The sequence below is a fragment of the Kribbella sp. NBC_01505 genome (assembly GCF_045040285.1).
Classification (GTDB): Bacteria; Actinomycetota; Actinomycetes; order Propionibacteriales; family Kribbellaceae; genus Kribbella.
The window spans coordinates 4,561,841-4,582,964 of sequence record NZ_CP109425.1 but is presented as its reverse complement, the minus strand read 5'-3'; the positions used below and the strand labels follow the sequence as shown (position 1 = coordinate 4,582,964).

The 21,124-nt window shown below is 67.9% G+C and carries 18 protein-coding genes; 7 read left to right on the top strand and 11 right to left on the bottom strand.

What is annotated here, in order from left to right; genetic code table 11:
- Positions 1–10: 10 nt before the first annotated feature.
- The 4 genes from OG474_RS21705 to cysS form a co-directional block, all read right to left on the bottom strand.
- A complete protein-coding gene (locus tag OG474_RS21705; RefSeq protein WP_405064176.1) occupies positions 11–217 on the bottom strand; it encodes a hypothetical protein in 207 nt (68 codons plus the stop codon).
- A complete protein-coding gene (locus OG474_RS21700; RefSeq protein WP_405064175.1) occupies positions 217–846 on the bottom strand; it encodes a nucleotidyltransferase domain-containing protein in 630 nt (209 codons plus the stop codon). The genes OG474_RS21705 and OG474_RS21700 overlap by 1 nt, the downstream gene beginning before the upstream one ends.
- A gap of 71 nt (positions 847–917) precedes the next feature.
- Positions 918–1,877, bottom strand: coding sequence for a 23S rRNA (guanosine(2251)-2'-O)-methyltransferase RlmB (rlmB, locus tag OG474_RS21695; protein ID WP_405064174.1), 960 nt, complete (start codon positions 1,875–1,877; stop codon positions 918–920).
- A gap of 1 nt (position 1,878) precedes the next feature.
- Complete coding sequence (cysS, locus tag OG474_RS21690; RefSeq protein ID WP_405064173.1) at positions 1,879–3,312, bottom strand: cysteine--tRNA ligase; 1,434 nt, start codon at positions 3,310–3,312, stop codon at positions 1,879–1,881.
- 67 nt (positions 3,313–3,379) lie between these two features.
- Here cysS and OG474_RS21685 point away from each other — a divergent pair, with 67 nt between their 5' ends.
- The 3 genes from OG474_RS21685 to OG474_RS21675 all read left to right on the top strand — a co-directional run bounded on the left by OG474_RS21685 (position 3,380) and on the right by OG474_RS21675 (position 6,542).
- Positions 3,380–4,576: a neutral zinc metallopeptidase gene (locus tag OG474_RS21685; protein ID WP_405064172.1), complete on the top strand. Its 1,197-nt coding sequence runs from the start codon at positions 3,380–3,382 to the stop codon at positions 4,574–4,576.
- A 30-nt stretch (positions 4,577–4,606) separates the two neighbouring features.
- On the top strand, positions 4,607–5,179 hold the full coding sequence (locus OG474_RS21680) for a GNAT family N-acetyltransferase (RefSeq protein WP_405064171.1): 573 nt from the start codon (positions 4,607–4,609) through the stop codon (positions 5,177–5,179).
- Between the two features lie 76 nt (positions 5,180–5,255).
- Positions 5,256–6,542 carry a peptidase C39 family protein gene (locus tag OG474_RS21675; protein WP_405064170.1) on the top strand — a complete coding sequence of 429 codons (1,287 nt, stop codon included), beginning with the start codon at positions 5,256–5,258 and terminating at the stop codon, positions 6,540–6,542.
- A gap of 60 nt (positions 6,543–6,602) precedes the next feature.
- Here the strand turns inward: OG474_RS21675 and OG474_RS21670 are convergent, their stop codons facing one another.
- Complete coding sequence (locus OG474_RS21670) at positions 6,603–8,282, bottom strand: DUF2207 domain-containing protein (RefSeq protein WP_405064169.1); 1,680 nt, start codon at positions 8,280–8,282, stop codon at positions 6,603–6,605.
- A gap of 100 nt (positions 8,283–8,382) precedes the next feature.
- Between OG474_RS21670 and OG474_RS21665 the strand changes: the two genes are divergently transcribed.
- From OG474_RS21665 to OG474_RS21655, 3 genes are all read left to right on the top strand, one after another.
- Positions 8,383–9,474, top strand: a complete 1,092-nt coding sequence (locus tag OG474_RS21665; RefSeq protein WP_405064168.1) for a neutral zinc metallopeptidase — start codon at positions 8,383–8,385, stop codon at positions 9,472–9,474.
- Positions 9,475–9,725: 251 nt separating this feature from the next.
- A complete protein-coding gene (locus OG474_RS21660) occupies positions 9,726–10,736 on the top strand; it encodes a neutral zinc metallopeptidase (protein ID WP_405064167.1) in 1,011 nt (336 codons plus the stop codon).
- A 945-nt stretch (positions 10,737–11,681) separates the two neighbouring features.
- The gene (locus tag OG474_RS21655; protein ID WP_405064166.1) at positions 11,682–12,719 is read left to right on the top strand and encodes a neutral zinc metallopeptidase; all 1,038 of its coding nucleotides are present in this window, start codon (positions 11,682–11,684) and stop codon (positions 12,717–12,719) included.
- A 49-nt stretch (positions 12,720–12,768) separates the two neighbouring features.
- Here OG474_RS21655 and OG474_RS21650 read toward each other — a convergent pair whose 3' ends face one another.
- The 5 genes from OG474_RS21650 to OG474_RS21630 are packed head-to-tail and all read right to left on the bottom strand — an operon-like array spanning position 12,769 to position 18,222.
- The gene (locus OG474_RS21650; RefSeq protein WP_405064165.1) at positions 12,769–14,373 is read right to left on the bottom strand and encodes an ABC transporter substrate-binding protein; all 1,605 of its coding nucleotides are present in this window, start codon (positions 14,371–14,373) and stop codon (positions 12,769–12,771) included.
- Positions 14,374–14,404: 31 nt separating this feature from the next.
- Positions 14,405–15,268, bottom strand: a complete 864-nt coding sequence (gene opp4C / locus OG474_RS21645) for an oligopeptide ABC transporter permease (RefSeq protein WP_405064164.1) — start codon at positions 15,266–15,268, stop codon at positions 14,405–14,407.
- Positions 15,261–16,211 (bottom strand): ABC transporter permease, encoded by a 951-nt coding sequence (locus OG474_RS21640; protein WP_405064163.1) that lies wholly within the window; start codon positions 16,209–16,211, stop codon positions 15,261–15,263. The genes opp4C and OG474_RS21640 overlap by 8 nt, the downstream gene beginning before the upstream one ends.
- On the bottom strand, positions 16,211–17,218 hold the full coding sequence (locus tag OG474_RS21635; protein WP_405064162.1) for an ABC transporter ATP-binding protein: 1,008 nt from the start codon (positions 17,216–17,218) through the stop codon (positions 16,211–16,213). Before OG474_RS21635 ends, OG474_RS21640 begins: the two co-directional genes overlap by 1 nt.
- The gene (locus OG474_RS21630) at positions 17,215–18,222 is read right to left on the bottom strand and encodes an ABC transporter ATP-binding protein (RefSeq protein WP_405064161.1); all 1,008 of its coding nucleotides are present in this window, start codon (positions 18,220–18,222) and stop codon (positions 17,215–17,217) included. Before OG474_RS21630 ends, OG474_RS21635 begins: the two co-directional genes overlap by 4 nt.
- Before the next feature lie 133 nt (positions 18,223–18,355).
- Here OG474_RS21630 and OG474_RS21625 point away from each other — a divergent pair, with 133 nt between their 5' ends.
- The gene (locus tag OG474_RS21625) at positions 18,356–19,390 is read left to right on the top strand and encodes an Lrp/AsnC family transcriptional regulator (RefSeq protein ID WP_405064160.1); all 1,035 of its coding nucleotides are present in this window, start codon (positions 18,356–18,358) and stop codon (positions 19,388–19,390) included.
- Positions 19,391–19,395: 5 nt separating this feature from the next.
- On the opposite strand, the gene OG474_RS21620 is transcribed toward OG474_RS21625, so the two are convergent.
- Positions 19,396–21,081 (bottom strand): DUF2207 domain-containing protein, encoded by a 1,686-nt coding sequence (locus tag OG474_RS21620; RefSeq protein ID WP_405064159.1) that lies wholly within the window; start codon positions 21,079–21,081, stop codon positions 19,396–19,398.
- Positions 21,082–21,124: the final 43 nt, after the last annotated feature.

Here is a 21,124-nt window from a genome sequence, read left to right as displayed (position 1 = left end):
CCTCGCCACGTTATCGGCCGGGGACGGTGGATTGGGCGGCTTCCAGGAGGCGGGTGGCCCAGTCGATGCTCTTGGCGGCATCTGCTGCCGAGACCGGTGCTGACTGGTACTGCGCCTTGGACTTCAGCTTCAGAAGGCGCGAGAACGTCGTACTGGCGTCTCGTCCGGCGGGGCCTGAGTTCTTCAGCTCGGCAACGGCTTCGTCGAGGAGTGCCACTAGCCGGCCTTTCGGGTGAGGGTTCGGTGGGGGGTGGCGCCGGCGATGGGGACTGCGTCGCGGCGGAGTTCGGTGGCGAGGCGCTCGCCGCGAGCGACGAGGTCGGCGATCTCCGTGGCGCTGTATTCGACGACCTCGCAGGAGTTGCCGGACCAGGCGGTGGCATGCGCCGAGAGCAGTTCCAGCTGGCCCAGCCAGCGCCGATCTGATTCGTCGACCTCGTCCGGGCGGACGATCAACAGATCGAGATCGCTACCGACGTCGCCCTCCGCGCGCGCAGTCGAACCGAACAGCCAGACGGCCTGCGCAGGCACTTGCCAGGCCTTCACTTCAGCGCCAATCCGGTCGAGCAGTACGTCGCGGAGACGAGCCAGACTGTCGATCGCCGCGTACGCCACGTGCTCTCGGTTGAGGACATACAGCCGAGCACGACCAGCCGGCTCGGCGATCACTACGCCGCTGCTGACCAGGTCGTCGAGAACCTTCTGTACGCCGCTGGCACTCCCCGGAACTCGCAACAGACCAGCCACGGCCCGCCCGGTCAGCGCCTGCTCGGTGCGCGCGAGCACACCAAGCACCTGACCGTGCAGACCGGGAACCACTGTCGACACCGGCTCGACAAAGCGCACCCAAACCACCTCCGATTGCCTACTATACCGGGCATATGCCCGTTTTAGTGGGCAATCAGAGTTCGACTGACTCAGGCTTGGCGGCGGCGGGAGATTTCGTAGAGGGCTACGCCGGTGGCTATGCCGGCGTTGAGGGACTCGGTGGCCGACGTCATGGGGATGGAGACGATCAGGTCGCAGTTCTCGCGGACCAGGCGGGCGAGGCCTTTGCCTTCGGAACCTACTACCAGGACGATGGGCTCGGTGGCGGCTTCGAGGGCGGGGAGTTCTACTTCGCCGCCCATGTCGAGGCCGATGACGAGGAGGCCGGCGTCCTTGTAGGACTTGAGGGCTCGGTTGAGGTTGGTGGCGCGGGCCACCGGGATGCGGGCGGCGGCGCCGGCTGAGGTTTTCCAGGCGGAGGCCGAGACGGAGGCCGAGCGGCGTTCCGGGACCAGGACGCCGTGGGCGCCGAAGGCTGCTGCCGAGCGGGTGATCGCGCCCAGGTTGCGGGGGTCGGTGACGCCGTCGAGGGCGACGATCAGCGGGACCTCGTGCGCGTTGTAGGCGCGGTCCAGCAGGTCGTCGGGGTGGGCGTACTCGTACGGCGGGATCTGCAGTGCGACACCCTGGTGGGCGCCGCCGGCGGTGACCCGGTCGAGCTCGGGGCGCGGGACCTCGAGGACCGACAGACCCAGCTGCGAAGCGATCAGCAGGGCTTCGCGCAGGCGGGCATCACGCTCGGTGCCCTCTGCGATGTGCAGGGCGGCAGCCGGTACGCCGGCGCGCAGCGCCTCGACGACCGGGTTGCGGCCGTACACCCACTCGACGATCGAGTCGTTGTCCTTGCGGGCCGGACGGCGCCGGGTGTCGCGCTCCTCGGCGCGCTCCTTGGCCTTGGCCCGCTTGTGGGCGGGGTGCTTGGTGCGGTCGACCGCCTTCGGGGTCGGGCCGCGGCCTTCCAGACCCTGGCGGATCCGTCCGCCGGACCCGGCCGTCGGGTTTCCGCGCTTCTTCCGGATGGCGCCCTTGCGCTGGCTACTGCCTGGCACGTCAGTTTCCTTCGATCGTGGTCGGCGCCGCGAGCGTCCAGCGCGACCCCTGGGGTGTGTCCTCGACGACGACGCCGAGCGCCTTCAGCCGGTCGCGGATCGCGTCCGACGCGGCGTAGTCCTTGCGTGCACGGGCGGCCTGACGCTGCTCCAGCAGCGCGTGCACCAGCCCGTCGACGACCTCGGTGAGCTCGTCTCCGGCCGCGGCACGGGACGCCCACGGCTCGGCCAGCGGATCCAGCCCGAGCACGCCGAGCATGCCCCGAACCGCCGCCAGTGCTTCCCGCAACGCGGCCGAGTCGCCGTCGGCGACCAGCTTGTTCCCGTCACGGACGGTGTTGTGCAGTACGGCGACCGCGGCCGGCGTACCCAAGTCGTCATCCATCGCCGCGGAGAACTCCGGCGGCAGGTCGGCCGCGGGATTCACCCCGCCGGTCACCTCGGTCGCGCGGGTGACGAAACCGTCCACCCGCTGGAAGCTCTTCGCGGACTCGTCCAGCGCCTCGAACGAGAACTCCACCACCGACCGGTAGTGCGACTGGACGAGGTAGTAGCGCAGCTCGATCGGGCGCACCCGCTCGACCACGTTCCGGACCACGGCGCTGTTGCCCATCGACTTCGACATCTTCTCGCCGGCCGTGGTGACGAGCGCGTTGTGCATCCACGTCCGGGCGAACTTCTGCCCGACCGCGGTCGACTGGGCAAGCTCGTTCTCGTGGTGCGGGAAGCGCAGGTCCAGCCCGCCGCCGTGGATGTCGAACTCCTCGCCGAGGTACTTCCCGGCCATCGCCGAGCACTCCAGGTGCCAGCCCGGGCGGCCGCGGCCCCACGGGGTCGGCCAGGAGGCCGTCCGCGGCGTGCCCTCGGTGTGGCCCTTCCAGAGCGCGAAGTCGCGCGGGTCCCGCTTGCCGCGCGGATCCGCGTCGGGCGCGGCCTCCATGTCGGCGATCTTCTGGTGCGAGAGCGACCCGTAGGCCGGCCAGGACCGCACGTCGAAGTAGACGTCGCCCGATCCGTCCGGAGCGACGTACGCGTGGCCGGCCTCGATCAGCTGGTCGATCATCTCCAGCATCTCCGGGATGTGCCCGGTGGCGCGCGGCTCGTACGTCGGCGGGCGGCAGCCGAGGACCTCGTAGGCCCAGTGCAGCTCCCGCTCGAACTCGTAGGCGTGCGCCCACCACTCGACGTCGCGATCGGCCGACTTGGCCAGGATCTTGTCGTCGATGTCGGTCACGTTCGCGATCACGGTGACCTGGTAGCCCGAGCGCTCGAACCAGCGCCGCAGGACGTCGAAGACGACCTCCTTGTAGATGTGCCCGACATGCGGGGCACCCTGCACCGTCAGCCCACAGTGGTAGATCCCGACCTTGCCCGGATGGACCGGTACGAAATCCCTCACTGTTGCCGTCGCGGTGTCGTACAAGCGAAGTGTCACCGGTCAAGAGTACGGGAAATGGCACTTCTCCTTGACAAGATGTCCGTAGCACCCCTCAGGAGGACCCTTGTCGAACCAGCAGTACGGCCCGCCGCCGCAGCAGCCATACGGTGGTCCGCCCGGCCAGCCCCCGCAGTACGGCCCGCCGCAGCAGCAGTACTGGGGACCTCCGCAGGGCCCGCCGCCGCAGTACGGCCCGCCCATGGGCCCGCCGCCGGGCGGCCCCGGCTTCGGATTCGGGGGCAACGGCTACCCGCCGCCGCGGAAGAAGCGCAGCAAGGCGCCGTTCATCGTGGTCCCGCTCGTGCTGCTGTTCGCCGGCGTAATCTCGCTCTACCTGTTCGCGCTGAACGCCAAACAGGACCGCCGGAACAACTACTCCAGCCCGCAGCCGACGTACACCTCGACCTACGCGCCGAACTCGCCGTCCACAGAGCCGACCTCGGAGCCGTCGGCGTTCCCGACCACTCCGCGGGCCACGGTCGCCAAGCCGACCCGACCGACCGCACCGCCCCCGACCAAGAACACGCCGCCGCCCCCGTCGGACGTCGATCTGACCGCGCGGAACAGGTTCTACTCGACCGGGATCCAGAACAGCGTCAACTGCCGCGAGCCGAAGGACCGGCCGACCAACCTGGTCGGCGCGCGTAAGTACTACTCCGGGATCATGGCCTGCCTGAACAAGGCATGGCCGGCCCAGGTCCGCAAGGCCGGGTACACCTGGCAGGGCGTGCGGATGGAGGCGTACTGGGGCACCGGGTACAGCCCGTGCGGCAGCTCGTACCGGCGCTCCTTCTACTGCGAGGCCAACAAGCAGATCTACATGGACGCCCAGTCCGACGTCGTGAACTGGAAGAAGCACCCCGGCGACACGATCTCCTACAACTGGGTCCGCGCGGACATGATGGACACGACGGCCCACGAGTTCGGCCACCACCTCCAGGCGATCACCGGCATCCTGTCCGCGTCGCGGCGGATCCAGTACGAGCGCAGCGGCGACAAGGCTCTCGAGATGAGCCGACGCAAGGAGATCCAGGCGACCTGCTTCGACAACGTGTTCCTGGGGTCGAACAAGAGAACCCTGGTCACCAGCGGTGTCCGCAAGGAGCTCGTCTACATCAGCCACAACTCCGGCGACGAGTACGACACCGTCCGGGACCACGGCAGCAAGCAGATCCAGCCGTACTGGGCAGACCGCGGCTACAACTCCCGCAACCTGTCCCAGTGCAACACCTACGTCGCAGGTCCGCAGTACGTGCGGTAAACAACTTGCAGGGCCACATAGCCTCGATTGGTGACCTACTCGTTGCCGATCGAGACTGACCGTCTCACGCTGCGCCGCTATGTCGAGACCGACTACGACGACCTGCTGAAGCTGCAGTCCAACCCCGCTGTCACGCGGTTCCTGCTGTACGACCCGAAGACGCCGGACCAGGTGAAGGAATCCCTGGCCGGCCGGATGGCCGACGTACCGATGGATGCTCCGGACCAGGCGCTGACGCTCGCGGTGATCCTGCGGGAGACCGGTCAGCACCTCGGCGAGGTGACGCTGTTCGTGCAGAACTTCGAGCACCAGGGTGGCGAGCTCGGCTTCGTGTTTCACCCGGAGTCGCACGGGCACGGGTACGCCGGGGAGGCGTCGCTCGCGCTGCTGCGGCTCGGGTTCGAGGAGCTCGGGATGCACCGGATCATCGGTCGCCTGGACGCCACCAACAGCAGCTCGGCCAAGCTGCTGCAGCGGCTCGGGATGCGCCAGGAAGCGCACTTCGTCCGGAACGAGTTCCTGAAGGGCCAGTGGACCGACGAGGCCGTCTTCGCGATGCTCCGCGACGAGTGGAAGCTGCACACTTCGACAACGGGTTCGTAATTAATTAACCGGTTCGGAATCATTCGCGGCACGCGTTCACCGCGACAGCGGCGGATGCCGGGTCTACCGTCGAAAGATGACCGCCCCCCGTACCCTCACCGCCCTGATCGCCGGTGTGGTCGTGCTGAGCTCGGCAGTGCTGCCGAGCGAGGCCGTGAAGGTTGCCCCACCGCGACAGATCGCCTTCCACACGTGGACGTCGAACGCCGACTTCCTCGCCGGTGCGCACTCCGGCACCACCGTCTCCGACGGTTCGCTGACCTTCGGCCAGGCGACCGGCACCACGGCGTACGTCGATCCGTTCGGCGACGGGACCGCCAAGAGCTACGACCAGGCCAGCTGGGTGTCGCCGCCGGTCAGCACCGGCTTCGGGGTGACCGAGCTGATCGCCTCCTGGAACGCGACCACCCCGCCCGGGACCTGGGTCGAAGTGTCGATGGCGGCCAAGACGAACCTCGGCGCGACCACCAAGTGGTACGTACTCGGCCGCTGGACCGGTGGTGACGACATCGCCGCCGGTGACATCCACCGGACCTCAGTGCCGACTCAGGGCGACACCAACGGCCGCGTGGCCGTTGACACGTTCGTCGCTGCCAAGGACCGCTGGATGGACCGCTGGCAGCTCAAGGTGACGCTGTACCGGCTGGCCGGCTCGACGCAGGCGCCGCTCGTCCGCTCGGTCGGCGCAGTGTCGTCCCGACTGCCCGCTGACGCGAAAGTTGCCGTGAGCCCCCTTGGTGGCGCGGAGGGCGTCGTACTGGACGTACCGACGTACTCACAGGAGACGCACATCGGTCACTACCCGCAGTGGGACAACGGTGGTGAGGCGTGGTGTTCCGCGACCTCTACGGCGATGGTGCTCGACTACTACGGCGCTGGGCCGACAGCTGATGAGACCGACTGGGTGGGCGACGAGCCCGACCCACAGGTCGACCACTCCGCCCGCCATGTCTTCGACTACGACTACGACGGTGCCGGCAACTGGCCGTTCAACACCGCGTACGCCGGAAGTCGCGGTGTGGACGGATTCGTCACCCGGCTGCGGTCGCTGACCGAGGCGGAGCAGTTCATCAAGGCCGGTATCCCACTGGTGGCCTCACTGTCGTTCAAGAAGGGCGAACTGCCCGGTGCGGGCTACGGGACCAACGGTCACCTGATGGTGATCGTCGGCTTCGCCCCGAACGGCGATGTGGTCGTCAACGACCCGGCGTCGCACCTGATCGCGAGCAACGACCAGGTGCGCACCACCTACGACCGCGCCGCCTTCGAGAACGCCTGGGTCCCGCACTCGGGTGGAGTCGTCTACGTCATCCACCCATCCGGTACGCCGCTCCCACCGCACGAGCCGCAAGCGAACTGGTGAAACAACAACGTCCGAAGAACACGCGGGTGGTGTACCGCGTTCCTTCGGACGTTGTGAGGTTCAGCGGGCGAAGAGAGCGCCGGTGAGGTTGGTGGTGAGGTTGCGCAGGGAGTCCGGCAGGTTCTGCAGGTGCCAGCCACGCGGACCGCGGTACCAGGCGAAGCCTTCGTCCTCATCGGCGTCGTCGTCCGTCGCCACCAGCGCGTCGATCCAGCGCTCCGAGCCGCCGAGCACCACTGCATACGGCAGGGCCCGTGCGCAGAGCTCGGCGTGCTGGTCGGCCGGCAGCTCACTGACGTCCATCTCAGCCAGCTCACCGCGGATCGCAGCGATCTGGCCGAGCACCCGTCCGGCCGCCGGAGCCTTCGCCGGCATGTGGCGACCGATGAACAGCAGGCCGACACCGACTGCGGTGACCGCCAGGCCCACCAGGCCCCAGCTGCTGATCAGTGCGAGCACGATGGTCATCACGATGCCGACAACGGTCGTCCCGATCCCGATGGTCGCCCACAGCGAACGGGTCCGGTCCGGGCGCTCGTTGAACCACCCGCGCTTGACCACTCCGTCGTACAGGGCGTCTTGCACCTGCGCGAGGTTGGCCCGCACCTGCTTGCCGAGCTCGGAGACCAGCACCGAGTCGGAGTCGCCGAAGACTGCCCGGATCAGCACGTTCTCGTAGCGCTGCAGCTCCTCGGACGGAGCGTTCGACACTCGCCGCAGCTCCCAGTCCGGACGGGCGTACTCGCTGCGGTGCTCCAGCTCGATGACTGTGATGTGGCCGCGGACAGCCAGGTCGATGATCGTCGCGGTCACGTCCACCGGGTCGATCCGCTCGTCGATCAGCGTGCCGACCTCACCAGGCCGCAGATCCGACGGCGGCGTGAAGTTGATCCGCGCGTCCTGTCCGAGGCTGAACAGCGAAGCCGGTACGACGCGGCGCGCGTCGACCTCGTCGCGGCCGCGGAGGCGGTAGAGCAGCAGCAGTGCCAGCGCACCCAGCACCAGCAGGATGACCGCGGTCAGCAGCTGTGCGGTGTCGGTGGAGAAGGCCCGCGAGAACGTCCTGCGGTACTCGACGATCGGGTTGGCCGCGATCTGACCCTCGGGGAAGCCGACCGTCATCCGCACCGTGTTGCCCGGCGGCATGCTGGCCTGCTCGAACGTCGGCCCGGCGACCTCACCGAGCTGCGCGAGCGTGCACGGGGTGTTGCTGTCGATCGAGCCGACGAAGCAGGCGATGTGGCTGACCTCGGGCACGCTGAACTCGACGTGCACCGACTGGATGCTCAGGTTGATCCCGCTCAGCGGAGCGAACTCCACCTCGGTGCCGTTCAGCGTCTTGGACACCGCGCCCTTGACCGTGTAGGTCACGTCCAGCTGGGTGTCGCCACTGAGGTCGCCGACAGCGATCGAGGTGACGTCACCCTCGACCTTCTGCTCGGCCTTCTTGTCCGCGCCGCCGGCCTTGACCTTGAGGTCGCCGACCTCCTGTACGTGGTCGATGTCGTCGGCCAGGTGCTGCCGGGTGAGCAGGAACCGGCTGAAGGTGCCGGTGACGTTGCTCAGCTTCCAGGTCTCCGCGACCCGCAGCAGACCGTCCTCCTCGACCCGGACCTGGGCCGCGTAACTGGTCACGACCGGATCAGCGGTGGCATGGGTGGTTGCCGCGCCCGCCGGCACGCCGGTCAGGGCGGCAAGACCGAGAGCACACAGGGAAATCCCGAGCAGACGTAGACGCATCGACCAATCACACCGTAAAGAGAGGGTCAGTTGACCCGGGCACCATACCGTGAGGCGGACCACCACCACGGTGAGCCGCACCTTGAGTAGCGTTCTGTTCGTGTCAGGCAACCAGCAGTGGGGACCACCTCCGCCTCCCCAGGGGTACTACGCGCCGGCACTGCAGCCGTACTACGGTCCGCCGCCGAGCGCACCGCAGTACGGGTGGGGACCGATGCCTCCCCAGCAACGGCCGCCCAAGCGCGGAAAGGCCGGGCTGGTCTTCGCCCTACTGGCTCTGATCGCAGCCGGTGGCCTGGTCATCGCAGTGAAGATCCTGCAGAGCGGAAGTGACGACGCGGCAACGACTTCGCCGGTGCCGACGACCCGCTACACGCCACTGCCGCCCCGGAGCCCCTCGGTGCCGGTGGCAACGACCGCTCCTACCCAGCCTCCGCCGACGACGAAGAGCACCCCACCACCGCTGTCGCAGACCGATCCGCTGAAGTACATCGCCACCCACCGGCTCTACAAGTCGGGTCCGATGCGGTCGGTGAACTGCAAGGAGTCGAAGGGCGGGCTCCGGACGGTCAGCGCGGCCGGCGGCTATTACAAGACCATCAAGGCCTGCCTGGATCGCGCCTGGCCCCGGCAGGTGAGCGCCTCCGGTGCACGCTTCCAGGCACCGGCACTGATCGTCTTCAACACCCATGCCCAGTCCCCGTGTGGTGACTCCGACCGCGGCCTGTCGTTCTACTGCTCGTCGAACCACAGCATCTACATGCGAGCCTCCAACGAGGTAGCGGGCTGGAAGCAGAACCCCGCGTTCACCCGGGCGCTGGCGACGCACACCGTGGCGCACGAATACGCGCACGCGATGCAGGAGTCGACCGGGATCATGGCGGCCTACACGCGGGCTCGTTACCAGCAGGGCACCCAGGCCGGCAGGCTGGAGATGAACCGCCGGATGGAGCTGCAGGCGTCCTGCCTGGGCAACGTGTTCCTGGGCAGCAACCGGAGCTCGTACCCGATCACGGGCGAGGCCTACCGGCAGTGGCTCTACATCGTGAACAACAGTGGTGACATCAACCCGAACATCCCGGCGGACCACGGCACCACGGCAAGTCATGGCTACTGGTCGCGGGGCGGATTCACCGCTCGTAACCCGTCCAAGTGCAACACCTACAGCGCGGGGCCTGCCAAGGTTCGGTGATCCCGGGCTCCGCTACCGTCTGGTGGGTGTCAGGCAACCAGTGGGGCCCACCGCCCGGGCAGTACCCCCAGCAGCCGCCACCAGGTCAGCCCTGGCCACAGCAGCCCCCGTACGGCGGGGCACAGGCGCAGTACGGACCGCAGTATGGGCCACCGCCTGGGCAACCGCAGTTCGGATGGGGCGCTGGTCCTGGTGGACCGCGGCCGCCCAGGAAGAAGGGTGGCGGCGGCGCGAAGATCGTTCTTATCGCCGTGGGCGTGGTCGTGGCCGGTGTGGTCGGGCTGAGCGCCATCTCGAGTGTGCTGAAGCACAACGGCAGCAGCGATGGCCCGTACAGCAGCCAACCGGAACCGACGTACACGACGACCTACAGCCCGACGTACTCGCCGACAGTCGACCGGCCCACGCCGACGCCTACGGCCAGCCGGCCGGTGACGCAGCCACCACCGCAGCCCACCACGACGCGTCCGGTGGTGAAGCCGACGGCACCGCGGACGACCCGGCCGACGACTCGGCCGACCAAGAAGCCGGTGGTGGTCACGGACCTCGATGTGGTGGCGCGGAACCGGCTCTACAAGTCCGGTGCGATGCGCTCGGTGAACTGCAAGGAGTCGAAGGCCCGGCCGTCGAACGCCGCCGGGGCGACGACGAACTACAAGAACCTGTGGAACTGCCTGAACCGCTCATGGCCGTCGCTGGTGACCAAGTCCGGTGCGCAGTTCCGGGCGCCGAGTGTGCGCACCTTCAGCGGAAGCATCAACACCCCCTGCGGCACCTGGTACGACTCCGGTCCGCCGTTCTACTGCGGCAGCAACGAGACGATCTACATGAACCTGACCGAGGACGTCGGCAACTACAACCAGTACCCGCAGAACAGTCCGCGGGTCTGGGCCCGGATGTGGATGCTGCACCAGTTCGCGCACGAGTACGGGCACCACGTGCAGCAGCTGACCGGGATCTTCTCGGCCGCGCACCGGATGCAGTACGACGCGGCGTCCACCGCGAAGGAGCTGGAGATCAGCCGCCGGATCGAGCTTCAGGCGTCCTGCTTCAGCGACATCTTCATCGGGTCGAACCGGAGCAGCTACCCGATCACCGGGCAGTCGGCCACCGAGTGGCGCTGGCTGATCGGGCATGTCACCGACAAGCAGAACGACCACGGTGACGCCCCGAACCACCAGTACTGGGCGCTGCGCGGGTACAACGCACGGAACCCGAGCGCGTGCAACACGTACGTCGCGTCACCCAAGAAGGTGCAGTAATCGGCGTGTGGCTCACCGACGGGCCGCCGTAGCTGGCGTCCGGCCCCAGGATCACGCAGAGTATGTCCCGGGGGCGTACGGCGTTGTCCGGGGGGACGAAGGACGTGCGCGGCTTCGGCACCCCGAGAAGCGCCGGAAGCAGTTAGTCGACGGCTACACCCAGCAAGGTCGTGAGGAGTATCGATGTCGGACAGCGGGAACCCACCACGGGGGGACGAACCGGCGGACGGCCAGAGTGCCGCCCCGTCGGAGCGCGATGACGCGTCGTCGCGCAAGTGGTGGACCGGGAGCGAGGCCAAACGCGAGTTCGAGGACCCCACCGGGTCCGAGGAGCCGCCGCCGCCGGCGAACAACTGGTTCGGCGACGGCTGGAACGCCCGCCGCCCCGAAGACCCCACCCCCGCCCGCCCCACGCCACCCCCAACCCCCCGCCGGACACCACCCCCAGCCCAGCCCCCTACTGGCCAGCCCAGCCCGGTTTGGCCTGGCACCGGGCAGCCGGACGCGGTTCGGCCGGGCCCGTCACAGCCTTCCCCCGCGGCTCAGCCCGGGCCCGCGGGACCCCGCACCGGTCAGCCAGGTTCCACGCCGGCTGGCCCACCGCAGTCTGGTCCCGCGACTCGGACCGGTCCGGCAGGTCCCCCGCAGGGCGGACCGGCTCAGTCCGGCCCGGGCGCGCCCCGCGCTGGACAGCCGGGGACGCCGCAGTCCGGCGGACCGCGCACTGGACCGGCAGGTTCCACCCCGGCTGGTCCTGGCGGACCGCGGGCTGGGCAGCAGCAACCGCCGTACTCGGCGCCTCCGCAGGGAGGGCGGGGGGCTCACGCCGGCCCGCCGCAGGGCGGGCGGCCGGTTACGCCGCCCCCGGCGAACAACGGCTCGTGGGGCCCACCTGAGCAGGCCAGTGGTCCTCGCCACGCTGCGAGTGGCGGGCCGATCGGTCCGATGGGTCAGCCGGTGCAGCAGCCGCCCACCTGGCAGTACCCGCCGATCCCGATCCCGCAGCCCCCGGGTTCCGGCCGGCGCCGGAAGCCGACCAAGACACCCCGCGTCCTCCTGATCGGCCTGGTCGTACTAGCGGTCCTGGTGGTCGGCACCGGCATCACCCTGCTCGTCGGCAACCTCGGCGACGACGAGAAGACCCCGATCGCCACCGACACCCCGACCCCGGTCACCTCGAGCACCCCGTCGACGGCTCCGTCACAGACCCCGACCAAGCCGCCGACCCAGGCCCCGCAGCCGACGCAGCCCACCCCGAACACCGCGGCCGCGGACAAGATCGTGACCGGGAGCAACCTGTACGCCATCGGTTCGCTGGGACCGTCGAAGTGCCCCGAGCCGCCGTTCGCGCCGACCAGCTTCGCGCTGGCGCAGAGCTACTACAGCAATCTGCTGGTCTGCCTGAACGCGACCTGGGTGCCCGCGATGAAGAAGGTCAACGTCAAGTTCCGCGGTCCCAAGCTCGCGGTCTACAACGGCAAGGTCAACACCGCCTGCGGCATGCAGCGTGGCGTCCGCGCGGCGTACTGCGGCGCCAACGAGACCATCTACATGCCGTTCGCCGTCGATGCCCGCTCCTACAAGTCCAACGCCCTCTACGCGCGCGCACTGATGCTCAGCACCTTCTCCCACGAGTACGGGCATCACGTCCAGAACCGCACCGGCATCCTGGCCGCCTCCCTCGAGCGCTCCAAGAACATGGACGCCGGAGGGAAGCTCGAGGAGAGCCGCCGCCGCGAACTCCAGGCCACCTGCCTCGGAGCGGCGTACCTGGGCATCAACGCGGGCTTCATCCCGATCACCGGCGCACTGCTGCAGAGCTACCGCTTCCTGATCGAACACAGCGGGGACGACTACTCGCGCCCCCGCGTCCACGACCACGGCAACAAGGCCAGCAACTACGCGTGGAACATTGCCGGCTTCAACACCAAGAAACCCGGCAGCTGCAACACCTTCAGCGCCAGCCAAGCCAGAGTCGCCTAGGGCGTATCTCTTGAGTCCGCGCAGTAGGCGGGGACTTGAGAGATACGCCCTAGTTCGCTCCTTCGAAGGCCCATTGGCCGATCGTGGCGACGGTGCCGCCCCAGAACGGGGCGACGCCGCCGACCGCTATCGACTTGCTGGTGGCGGCCACCGAGTGATCGGAGTACAGGGTGAGGACCGGTAGTTCGTCCTGCCAGAGTTTCTGCAGCTCGTTGTAGATCTTCTGGCGGGCGGCGAACTCCGGTTCCGCCTTGCCGGCTTCCAGCAGGCGGTCGCTCTGCGGGGAGCTGTAGCCGGTCAGGTTGAAGGAGCCGTCCGTTCCGTACATGGTCGAAACATCCGGATCGACGTTGAAGTTCAGGCCCATCAGGACCATGTCGTGGTCCTTCGCGCGCGCCTTCGCCAGCGTGGTCGGGAAGTCGTAGTTCGTCTGGACCACGTTGAGGCCGATCGCCTTGAAGTTCTGCAGCATGATGTCGGCGGAGCGTTCGCGGATCTCGTTGCCGGTCGGCACCACGAAGTTGATCTTGGTGGCGAAGTTCCAGCCCGCTTCGGTGAGCAGCTTCTTGGCGAGGTCGGGGTCGTAGCTCAGGTTCTTCAGATCCTTGTTCAGGTACGGGCTCTGGCTCGTGTACGGCCCGTCGACCACCTCGCCGTTGCCACGCAGCAACTCGTCGACGATCTGCTGCCGGTTGATCGCGTGCGCGAGGCCCTGGCGCAGCCGCGGGTCGGGGAACTTCTTGACGTTGAACTGGATCGTCTGGAAGCCGATGTTCGGGTTCACCTTGGTGTTCACGCTCTGAATGGCCTGCACGGTCTTCAGATCCTGGAACGGGACGTTCCCGATGCCACCGCCGGAGTTCATCAGGATCGACCCGGACTGGAGCTCACCGGCCAGGTTCGCGGCCGGCATGATCTTCATGATCACGCTGGGGATCTTGGGCGCACCCAGGTAGTAGCCGGGGTTGGCGACGTACTCGATGCTGGCGTTGGCCGTGTACTTCGAGAACTTGTACGGACCGCTGGTGACATCGGGGAGCTGGGCGAACTTGCTGTCGTCCACCTTCGCGGGCTCGATCTTCCCCAGGACGTGCTCGGGGACGATGACCACCTTGGTCCCGATCAGCTCCTTGATGTAGTTCGGGTCCACCGGTGACTTGGTGCTGAAGACCACGGTGGTGTCATTGGTTGCCGACAGCCCCGGAATCTTCGACTGGCCCTTGGGGAGCTTCCCGGTCGCGTCGACGCCCTGCAGTGACGAGACATTGCTGCCGAGGCTGGTCAGCGAGTCCCGGTTGGCGATCAGGTTCAGCGTGAAGACGACGTCGTTCGCGGTGATCGGCTGACCGTCGCTCCATTTGGCGCCCGGATGCAGCTTGACCGTGAACACCTTGTTGTCCGTGCTGGTGATGGACTCGGCCAGCTTCGGGATGAACTTCAGCGGCTCGGGCTGGTCCACCAGCGTGTCCATCGCGAACCGGACCGCCCACTGGCCGCCGATGTCGGCCTGGTTGATCGGGTTCATGCTGGCCGGTGGATTCACGGTGCCGATGTAGAGCGTGTCACCGCCTCCACCGGAGCCGGAACCGCCGGAGCAACCCGCCGCGACCAGCAGGGCGGCAGCGGTTGCGATCAGGGTCTTCGGTGCTCTCATCGTGGGTTCCCAATCTGTCCGGCGGGAGGGGTCATTTGTACGAGCGGGACTCGAGCGAGTCGCGGAGGCCGTCGCCGACGAAGTTGATCGACAGCACGGCGAGCAGGATCATCAGGCCGGGCGGGAGCCAGATCCACGGCTGGCTGGAGAGCACGGTGATCGACTGGGCCTCGCTGAGCATGTTTCCCCAGCTGGCCGCCGGTGGCCGGACGCCCATCCCGAGGAAGCTCAGCCCGGACTCGAGGATGATCGCCTGCGCCACCCCGAAGGTCGCGTTCACGATGATCGGCGACAACGTGTTCGGCAGGATGTGCCGGAACAGGATCCGCGGCGTGCTGTAGCCGAGCGTCACCCCGGCCTGCACGTAGTCGGTCCGCTTGATCGACAGCACGCTGCCGCGGACCAGCCGGGCGATCATCGGCCAGGCCAGCAAGCCGATCACGACGATGATCGTGAGCAGGCTCGGCCCGAGGATGCTGACCAGGATCAGGATCACCATGAAGTACGGGAAGGACATGAACACGTCGGTGATCCGCATGATCACCGAGTCCACCCAGCGTCCGTAGTACCCGGCGAGCAGGCCGAGCAGGACACCGATCAGCACGTAGACGGCGACCGCCCCGACGCCGACGCTCATGGAGACGCGCGCGCCGTAGATCAGCCGGCTCAGCACGTCGCGGCCGACCGCATCCGTGCCCAGCAGGTGATCGGCCGACGGTGAAGCCTCGAAGGATCCGAAGATCTGGTTGGGGTCATGCGGTGCCAGCAATGGCGCGAGCGCCGCCGTCAACACCATCAGAACGACGAGCACCAGCCCGGCGACCGCCATCCGATGCCGCAGGAACCGCCGTACGACGAAACTGGCGGATGAGCGCGTCTTTCGGAGCTCATGCATAGCTGACCCTCGGATCCGCCACGGCATAAGCGATGTCGGTCAGCAGGTTCGCGCCGAAGACCGCGAGCGCTGCGAGCAGGTTGATCCCCATCAGCACCGAGTAGTCGCGCGCGCCGATCGACTGGATCGTCAGCAGCCCGATCCCGGGCCACTGGAAGATCTGCTCGGTCACGATGGCCCCGCCGATCAGGGCCGAGAGGTCGACGCCGATCACTGTCACCACCGGGATCAACGCGTTCCGCAGGGCATGCTTGTTGGTGATCGCCCGGCTGCCCAGCCCCTTCGCCTTCGCGGTCCGGATGTAGTCCTGGCCGAAGGCGTCGATCATGCTCGAGCGGACGTAGCGGGTCATGTTGGCCGCCGTCGCCGTGGCCAGTACGGCGACCGGCAGGATCAGGTGGTCGACCCGATCGGCCAACCCGCCACCGCGGCCGAGCGTGATCATGTTCCCGGTCGGCAGCCAGCCGAGTTGGAGCGCGAAGACGAAGATCAGCACCAGACCGAGGAAGAAGTGCGGCACCGAGATGCCGAGGAACGCGGCGCCGACCACGCTGTAGTCGGTGAGGCTGTTCTTCTTCCGGGCCGCGAGGATCCCGATCGGAACGGCGATCAGGTAGGCGACGACGAGCGACGTACCCATCAGCAGCAGCGTCGGGCCGAGCCGCTCGGAGAGAAGCTCGGTGACGGGGGCGCGGTTCTGGAAGGAGACCCCGAGATCACCGTGGAACAGGCGGACCAGCCAGTGGAAGTACTGGACGAAGATCGGCTGGTCGAGGCCCAGTTCGGCCTCGACCCTGGCCACGTCCGCCGACGTCGAGGTCGGGGTGAGATAGAGATCGGCCGGACTGCCCGGCGCGAGGTTGATGATCAGGAAGTTGATCATCGTGACGCCGATCAGGACCGGGATCCCGATCAGCAGCCGCCGGATCAGGTAGCTGCCCATCAGCCCACCACCTCTGCGGCTTTCCCTATGGACAAGGGGAAATGGCAGGCCACCGGATGATCTTCGCTGCTCAGCCGCGGGATCTCGGTCCGGCAGATCGCCCGGGCGGACGGGCACCGGGTGTGGAAGACACAGCCGGCCGGCGGCTTCGCGGGGCTGGGGACATCGCCCTCGACGATGATCCGCGGCCGGTCCCGCAGCCGCGGATCGGCCTCGGGATAGGCGTCGAGCAGGATCTCCGTGTACGGGTGCCGCGGGCCGCTGAAGATCTCCGCGGTGGTCGCCACCTCCATCACCTTGCCGAGGTACATCACCACGATCCGGTCGCTGATGTACTTGATCGCGCCCAGGCCGTGCGAGATGAAGACATAGGTCAGCCCGAACTCACCCTGCAGATCCTTGAGCAGGTTCAGGACCTGGGCCTGGATCGAGACGTCCAGTGCCGAGACCGGCTCGTCGCAGACGATCAGCTTCGGTTCGAGCATCAGGGCCCGCGCGATCCCGACCCGCTGCCGCTGACCGCCGGACAGTTCGTGCGGGTAGCGGTTCAGGTACTGCCTCGGCAGACCGACCACCTCGAGGATCTCGGCCGCCCGGGCGTGCGCCGCGGCGCGTTTCTGCCGGTGGTGCGCGATCAACGGCTCGGCGAGCAGGTCACCGATCCGGATCTGCGGATTGAGCGACGAGTACGGGTCCTGGAAGACCATCTGGAGATCCGTGCGGAGCCGTCGCATGGTGCCCGCGGACAGCGTGGCGATGTCGGTGCCCTCGAAGAGCACCGACCCAGCCGTCGGCGTCTCCAGCCGGACGATCGCGCGGCCGGTGGTGGATTTGCCACAGCCGGACTCACCGACGATGCCGAGCGTCTCGCCCGGATAGACGTCGAAGCTGACGTCGTCGACGGCGCGCACCTGCCCGACCGTCCGGGCGATGACGCCTTTCCGGATCGGGTAGTACTTCTTCAGGTTCCGCACCTGCAGCAACGGCTCGCCCGCTGCCGTGCTCATGCCGACACCTGCGCAGCCGGTACGTCGTACAGCCAGCATCGGACTGTGTGATCGCCTGGCCCGGCCGCGAGCTGGAGCAGTTCGGGACGGTCGTCGCGGCAGCGGTCCATCGCCTGCGGGCAGCGCTCGTGGAACCGGCACCCGGTGGGCATCTGCAGCAAGCTCGGCACCGAACCGGAGATCGAGGCCAGCCGCTCGCCGCCCGGGCCGGAGATGTGCGGGACCGATCGCATCAACGCGATCGTGTACGGATGCTTCGGCTCGGCGAACAGCGTGAAGACGTCCGCCTCCTCGACCACCTGCCCGGCGTACATCACCGCGACCCGGTCGGCCATCTCCGCCACCACGCCGAGATCGTGGGTGATCAGGATCATCGCCGTACCGGTCTCGGCGCTCAGATCCCTGATCAGCTTGAGGATCTGGGCCTGGATCGTCACGTCCAGGGCGGTGGTGGGTTCATCGGCGATGATCAGCTTCGGCGCACAGCTCAACGCCATCGCGATCATCGCCCGCTGCCGCATCCCGCCGGACAGCCGGTGCGGGTAGTCGTCGACGATCTCCGCCGCTCGCGGGATGCCGACCTTCGCGAGCAACTCGATCACCCGCTCCCGCGCCTGTGCCCGGCTCAGCCCGAGGTGCAGGATCATCGTCTCGGAGAGCTGGTCGCCGATGGTCAGCACCGGGTTCAGCGACGTCATCGGCTCCTGGAAGATCATCGCGATCGAGTTGCCGCGGATCCCGCGCAGCTGCCCCTCGGGGAGCGTGACGAGATCGTGGTCCTCGAACTGGATCCGGCCGTCGGTGACCCGGCCGTTGTCGGCGAGCAGCCGCATGATCGACAGCGCGGTGACGGACTTGCCGCTCCCCGATTCACCGACCAGGCAGAGCGTCTCCCCGGCCGCCAGGCTGAAACTGACCTCGTCGACGGCCGTGACCGCGCCTTGGTCGGTGCTGAACTCGGTCCTGAGATTGCCGACCTGTAGCAGTGCCGGGGTAGTCGTCAAGCGGATCCTCCAGGGCAGATGGGAGATCGCGGGGTAGCCCAAATGGTCCTCAGGACGCCTGTTCAGTCATATTTTCTCGAAGAGATTGCAGGGAACTTGCATACGGTGCGTCCCCATGCAGTGATTTTGCGTTATGGACGACGTAGATTTCGCGCTGGTGAACGCCCTGCAGATCAGTCCGCGGGCCGGCTGGTCCCAGCTGGAGACGATCATCGGGGTCGATGCGACCACGCTGTCGCGCCGCTGGTCGCGCCTGGTCGACAGCGGTCTGGTGTGGAGCTCCTGCTTCGCCGTCACCCCGCCGGAAGGGCCCCGGCAGTCGCGCGGGGTGATCGCGCTGGTCGAGGTGTCCTGCGTGGCCGGCGAACGTGAGGACGTGCTGGACCGGATCGCACCGAACCCCTCGGTCCTGACCATCGAGTGCACCTCGGGGTCGCGCGAGCTGATCCTGACCTTGTCCTTCCGGTCGGTCGCCGAGGTGGACCAGTACGTCGCCACGGAGCTGGCCACGGTGCCCGGCGTACTGGCCACCAGGACGCATTTCACCCGCACGTTCTTCAAGGAGGGAACGAACTGGCGGCTCGGCGTCCTCAGCCAGAGCCAGATCCGGGCGCTGAACGCCCTACCGGCCAGCGGGATCGACGCACCGGCCCGGCCGACTCCTCTGCACGAGCAGGTGATCAACGGCCTCGCGGGCGACGTCCGCCGCTCGGCCACCTCGATCGCCGACGAGATCGGCAAGAGCGTCGCCACGGTGACGCGCGCGATCGGTCAGCTGCTCTACGCTCCCTGGGCGCGGACCCGCGTCGACCTCGCGCACAACGTGGTCGGCTACAACGCGACGGTGATGGTGTGGTTCAGCGTCCCGCACCACCAGTTGGAGACGGTCGGTGCGGGCCTGGCGATGCTCCCGGAGACGCGCATGTGCTGCTCGGTGATCAACAGCGCCAACCTCACCGCGGTCCTGTGGATGCGCGACCTGCTGGAGTTCGACACCCTCGAGGCGAAGATCGCCCGCGCCTTCCCCACCGCCCAGATCGAGGACCGCTGGATGCTCCCCCGCTTCGCCAAGCGCCTCGGCCACATCCTCACCCCCACCGGCCACCACGCCAAGTTCGTCCTCCCCAACCCACCAACCCTCCCCTCCAACTGGCACGACCTGCCTTAGAGGGGTCAGAACAGGCGGCGGCCTGTGGACAGGGAGCCGCCGAAGGAGGTGACGAAGTTGCTGAGGGACTCGCCGATGTCGGAGAGGTGCCAGTTCTCGGGGCCGGTGTACCAGCCGATGCCGGCGTCCGGGTCGTCGTCATCGTCGGTGGCGGCGATCTCGGCGGCCCACTTCTCGGTCAGGCCGAGGACTGCGGCGTACGGGAGGCAGCGGGAGGCGAACTCGAGGCGGTGGCTCTGCGGCAGCGAGGCGGACGTCTCGTCAGCCAGGTAGCGATGCAGACCGGCCACTCGGCCGAGAACTGCAGCCCCGCGAGCAGTGCGGGCCGGTGCGGCCTGGCCGGCGAGTGCGAGCGCCAGACCGGCCACCATCAGCGCGAAGCCGACCAGACCGAACTTGCTCACCACAGCCAGCACAACCGTCAGTACGACGCCTGCTCCGATCAGCACGAGACCCGCAGTGGTCCAGCGACCCCGTACGGCGTCCGGGCGGCTGGCGAACCAGCCTTGCGTGACGACGTCGGCGTACAGCTGCTCGCGGACGAGGTTGAGTCGCGGCCGCAGCGCGGAGCCGAGCTCGGAGACGATCACCGTGTCACCGTCCGCGAAGACCGCGTCCAGCAACGCCTTCTCGTACGACAGCAGCTCCGGCCCGCCCTGGTGCTGGCGGTGCAGCTCCCAGTCCAGCTTGCCGAACTGCGACTGCCGCGGCAGCTCCGCGATGGTCAGGTAGTTGCGCACAGCAAGGTCGAGCAGCGTGGCGGTGATGTCCACGACGTCCGCGGTCTCGTCCACCACCGTGCCCACCTGGCCCGGGCGGATCCCATCCGGCGCAGCGAACTGCGGTCCGTCCGCACCGTCCAGCACTGGACGCTCCGGCGCACCCGCACCGATCTTGCCCGCGTCCCGACCGCGCAGGAACCACAGCGCGGCCGCACCGAGCAGTCCGATGCCCAGCACGATCACAGCGAGTCCAACCGTGCCGGAGTCGACAGTGAACGCCCGCCCGAGCGTCCAGCGGGTAGTGAACTGCGCGTTGGCCTGCACAGTCGCCTGGTCGCTCAGACCGGTCAGGAAGGTCAGCCGCCCACCAGCCGGTACGCCGTTCTGCGTGATCTCGAGCGCAGCGGACTCCGCCAGCTGGGACGACGTACAAGGCATGCTCGAACCGGTGCGACCCGCGAAGCACGTCACCCAAGTCGCGAACGGAACGTTGACCGACAGCGCCACCTTCGGGATCGCGGTCGCGAACCCCTGCACCACCGGCCAGCTGACCTCACGGCCCTCGGTGGACTCGGCCACCACATTGCCGACGGTGTAGCTGTAGACAACCGTCGACTTGCCGGAGGCGTTCACGGTGATCCGGCGACCGTCGTCGATGCCTTCGTTGCTGAACCCCTGCGCCGGCTGACCGTTGACGGTGGCTGACACGTCAGAGACGTCGTACGTCCGGTCGCGCTCGGCGTCGGAGCGGACCCGGGTGGTCAGGGTCCGGCTGAACGTCGAGCCGCCGGCGGTCAGATCGACGGTCTCCTTGATCTGGAGCTTGCCGTCCTTGGTCAGCGTCGCATCGGCGGAGTAGCCCGAGATCTGGTCGTCCGCGGCCTGGGCGGGCAACGTGCTCAAGGCAACGATCGGTGCGGTCAGACAAATCATCAGGGCGGCCGGGAGCACGCGGCGCTTCAGTGACATGGGTTGAGAGTAGTCTCGTGCCGGTTCGTCGAGCGAAATCAGG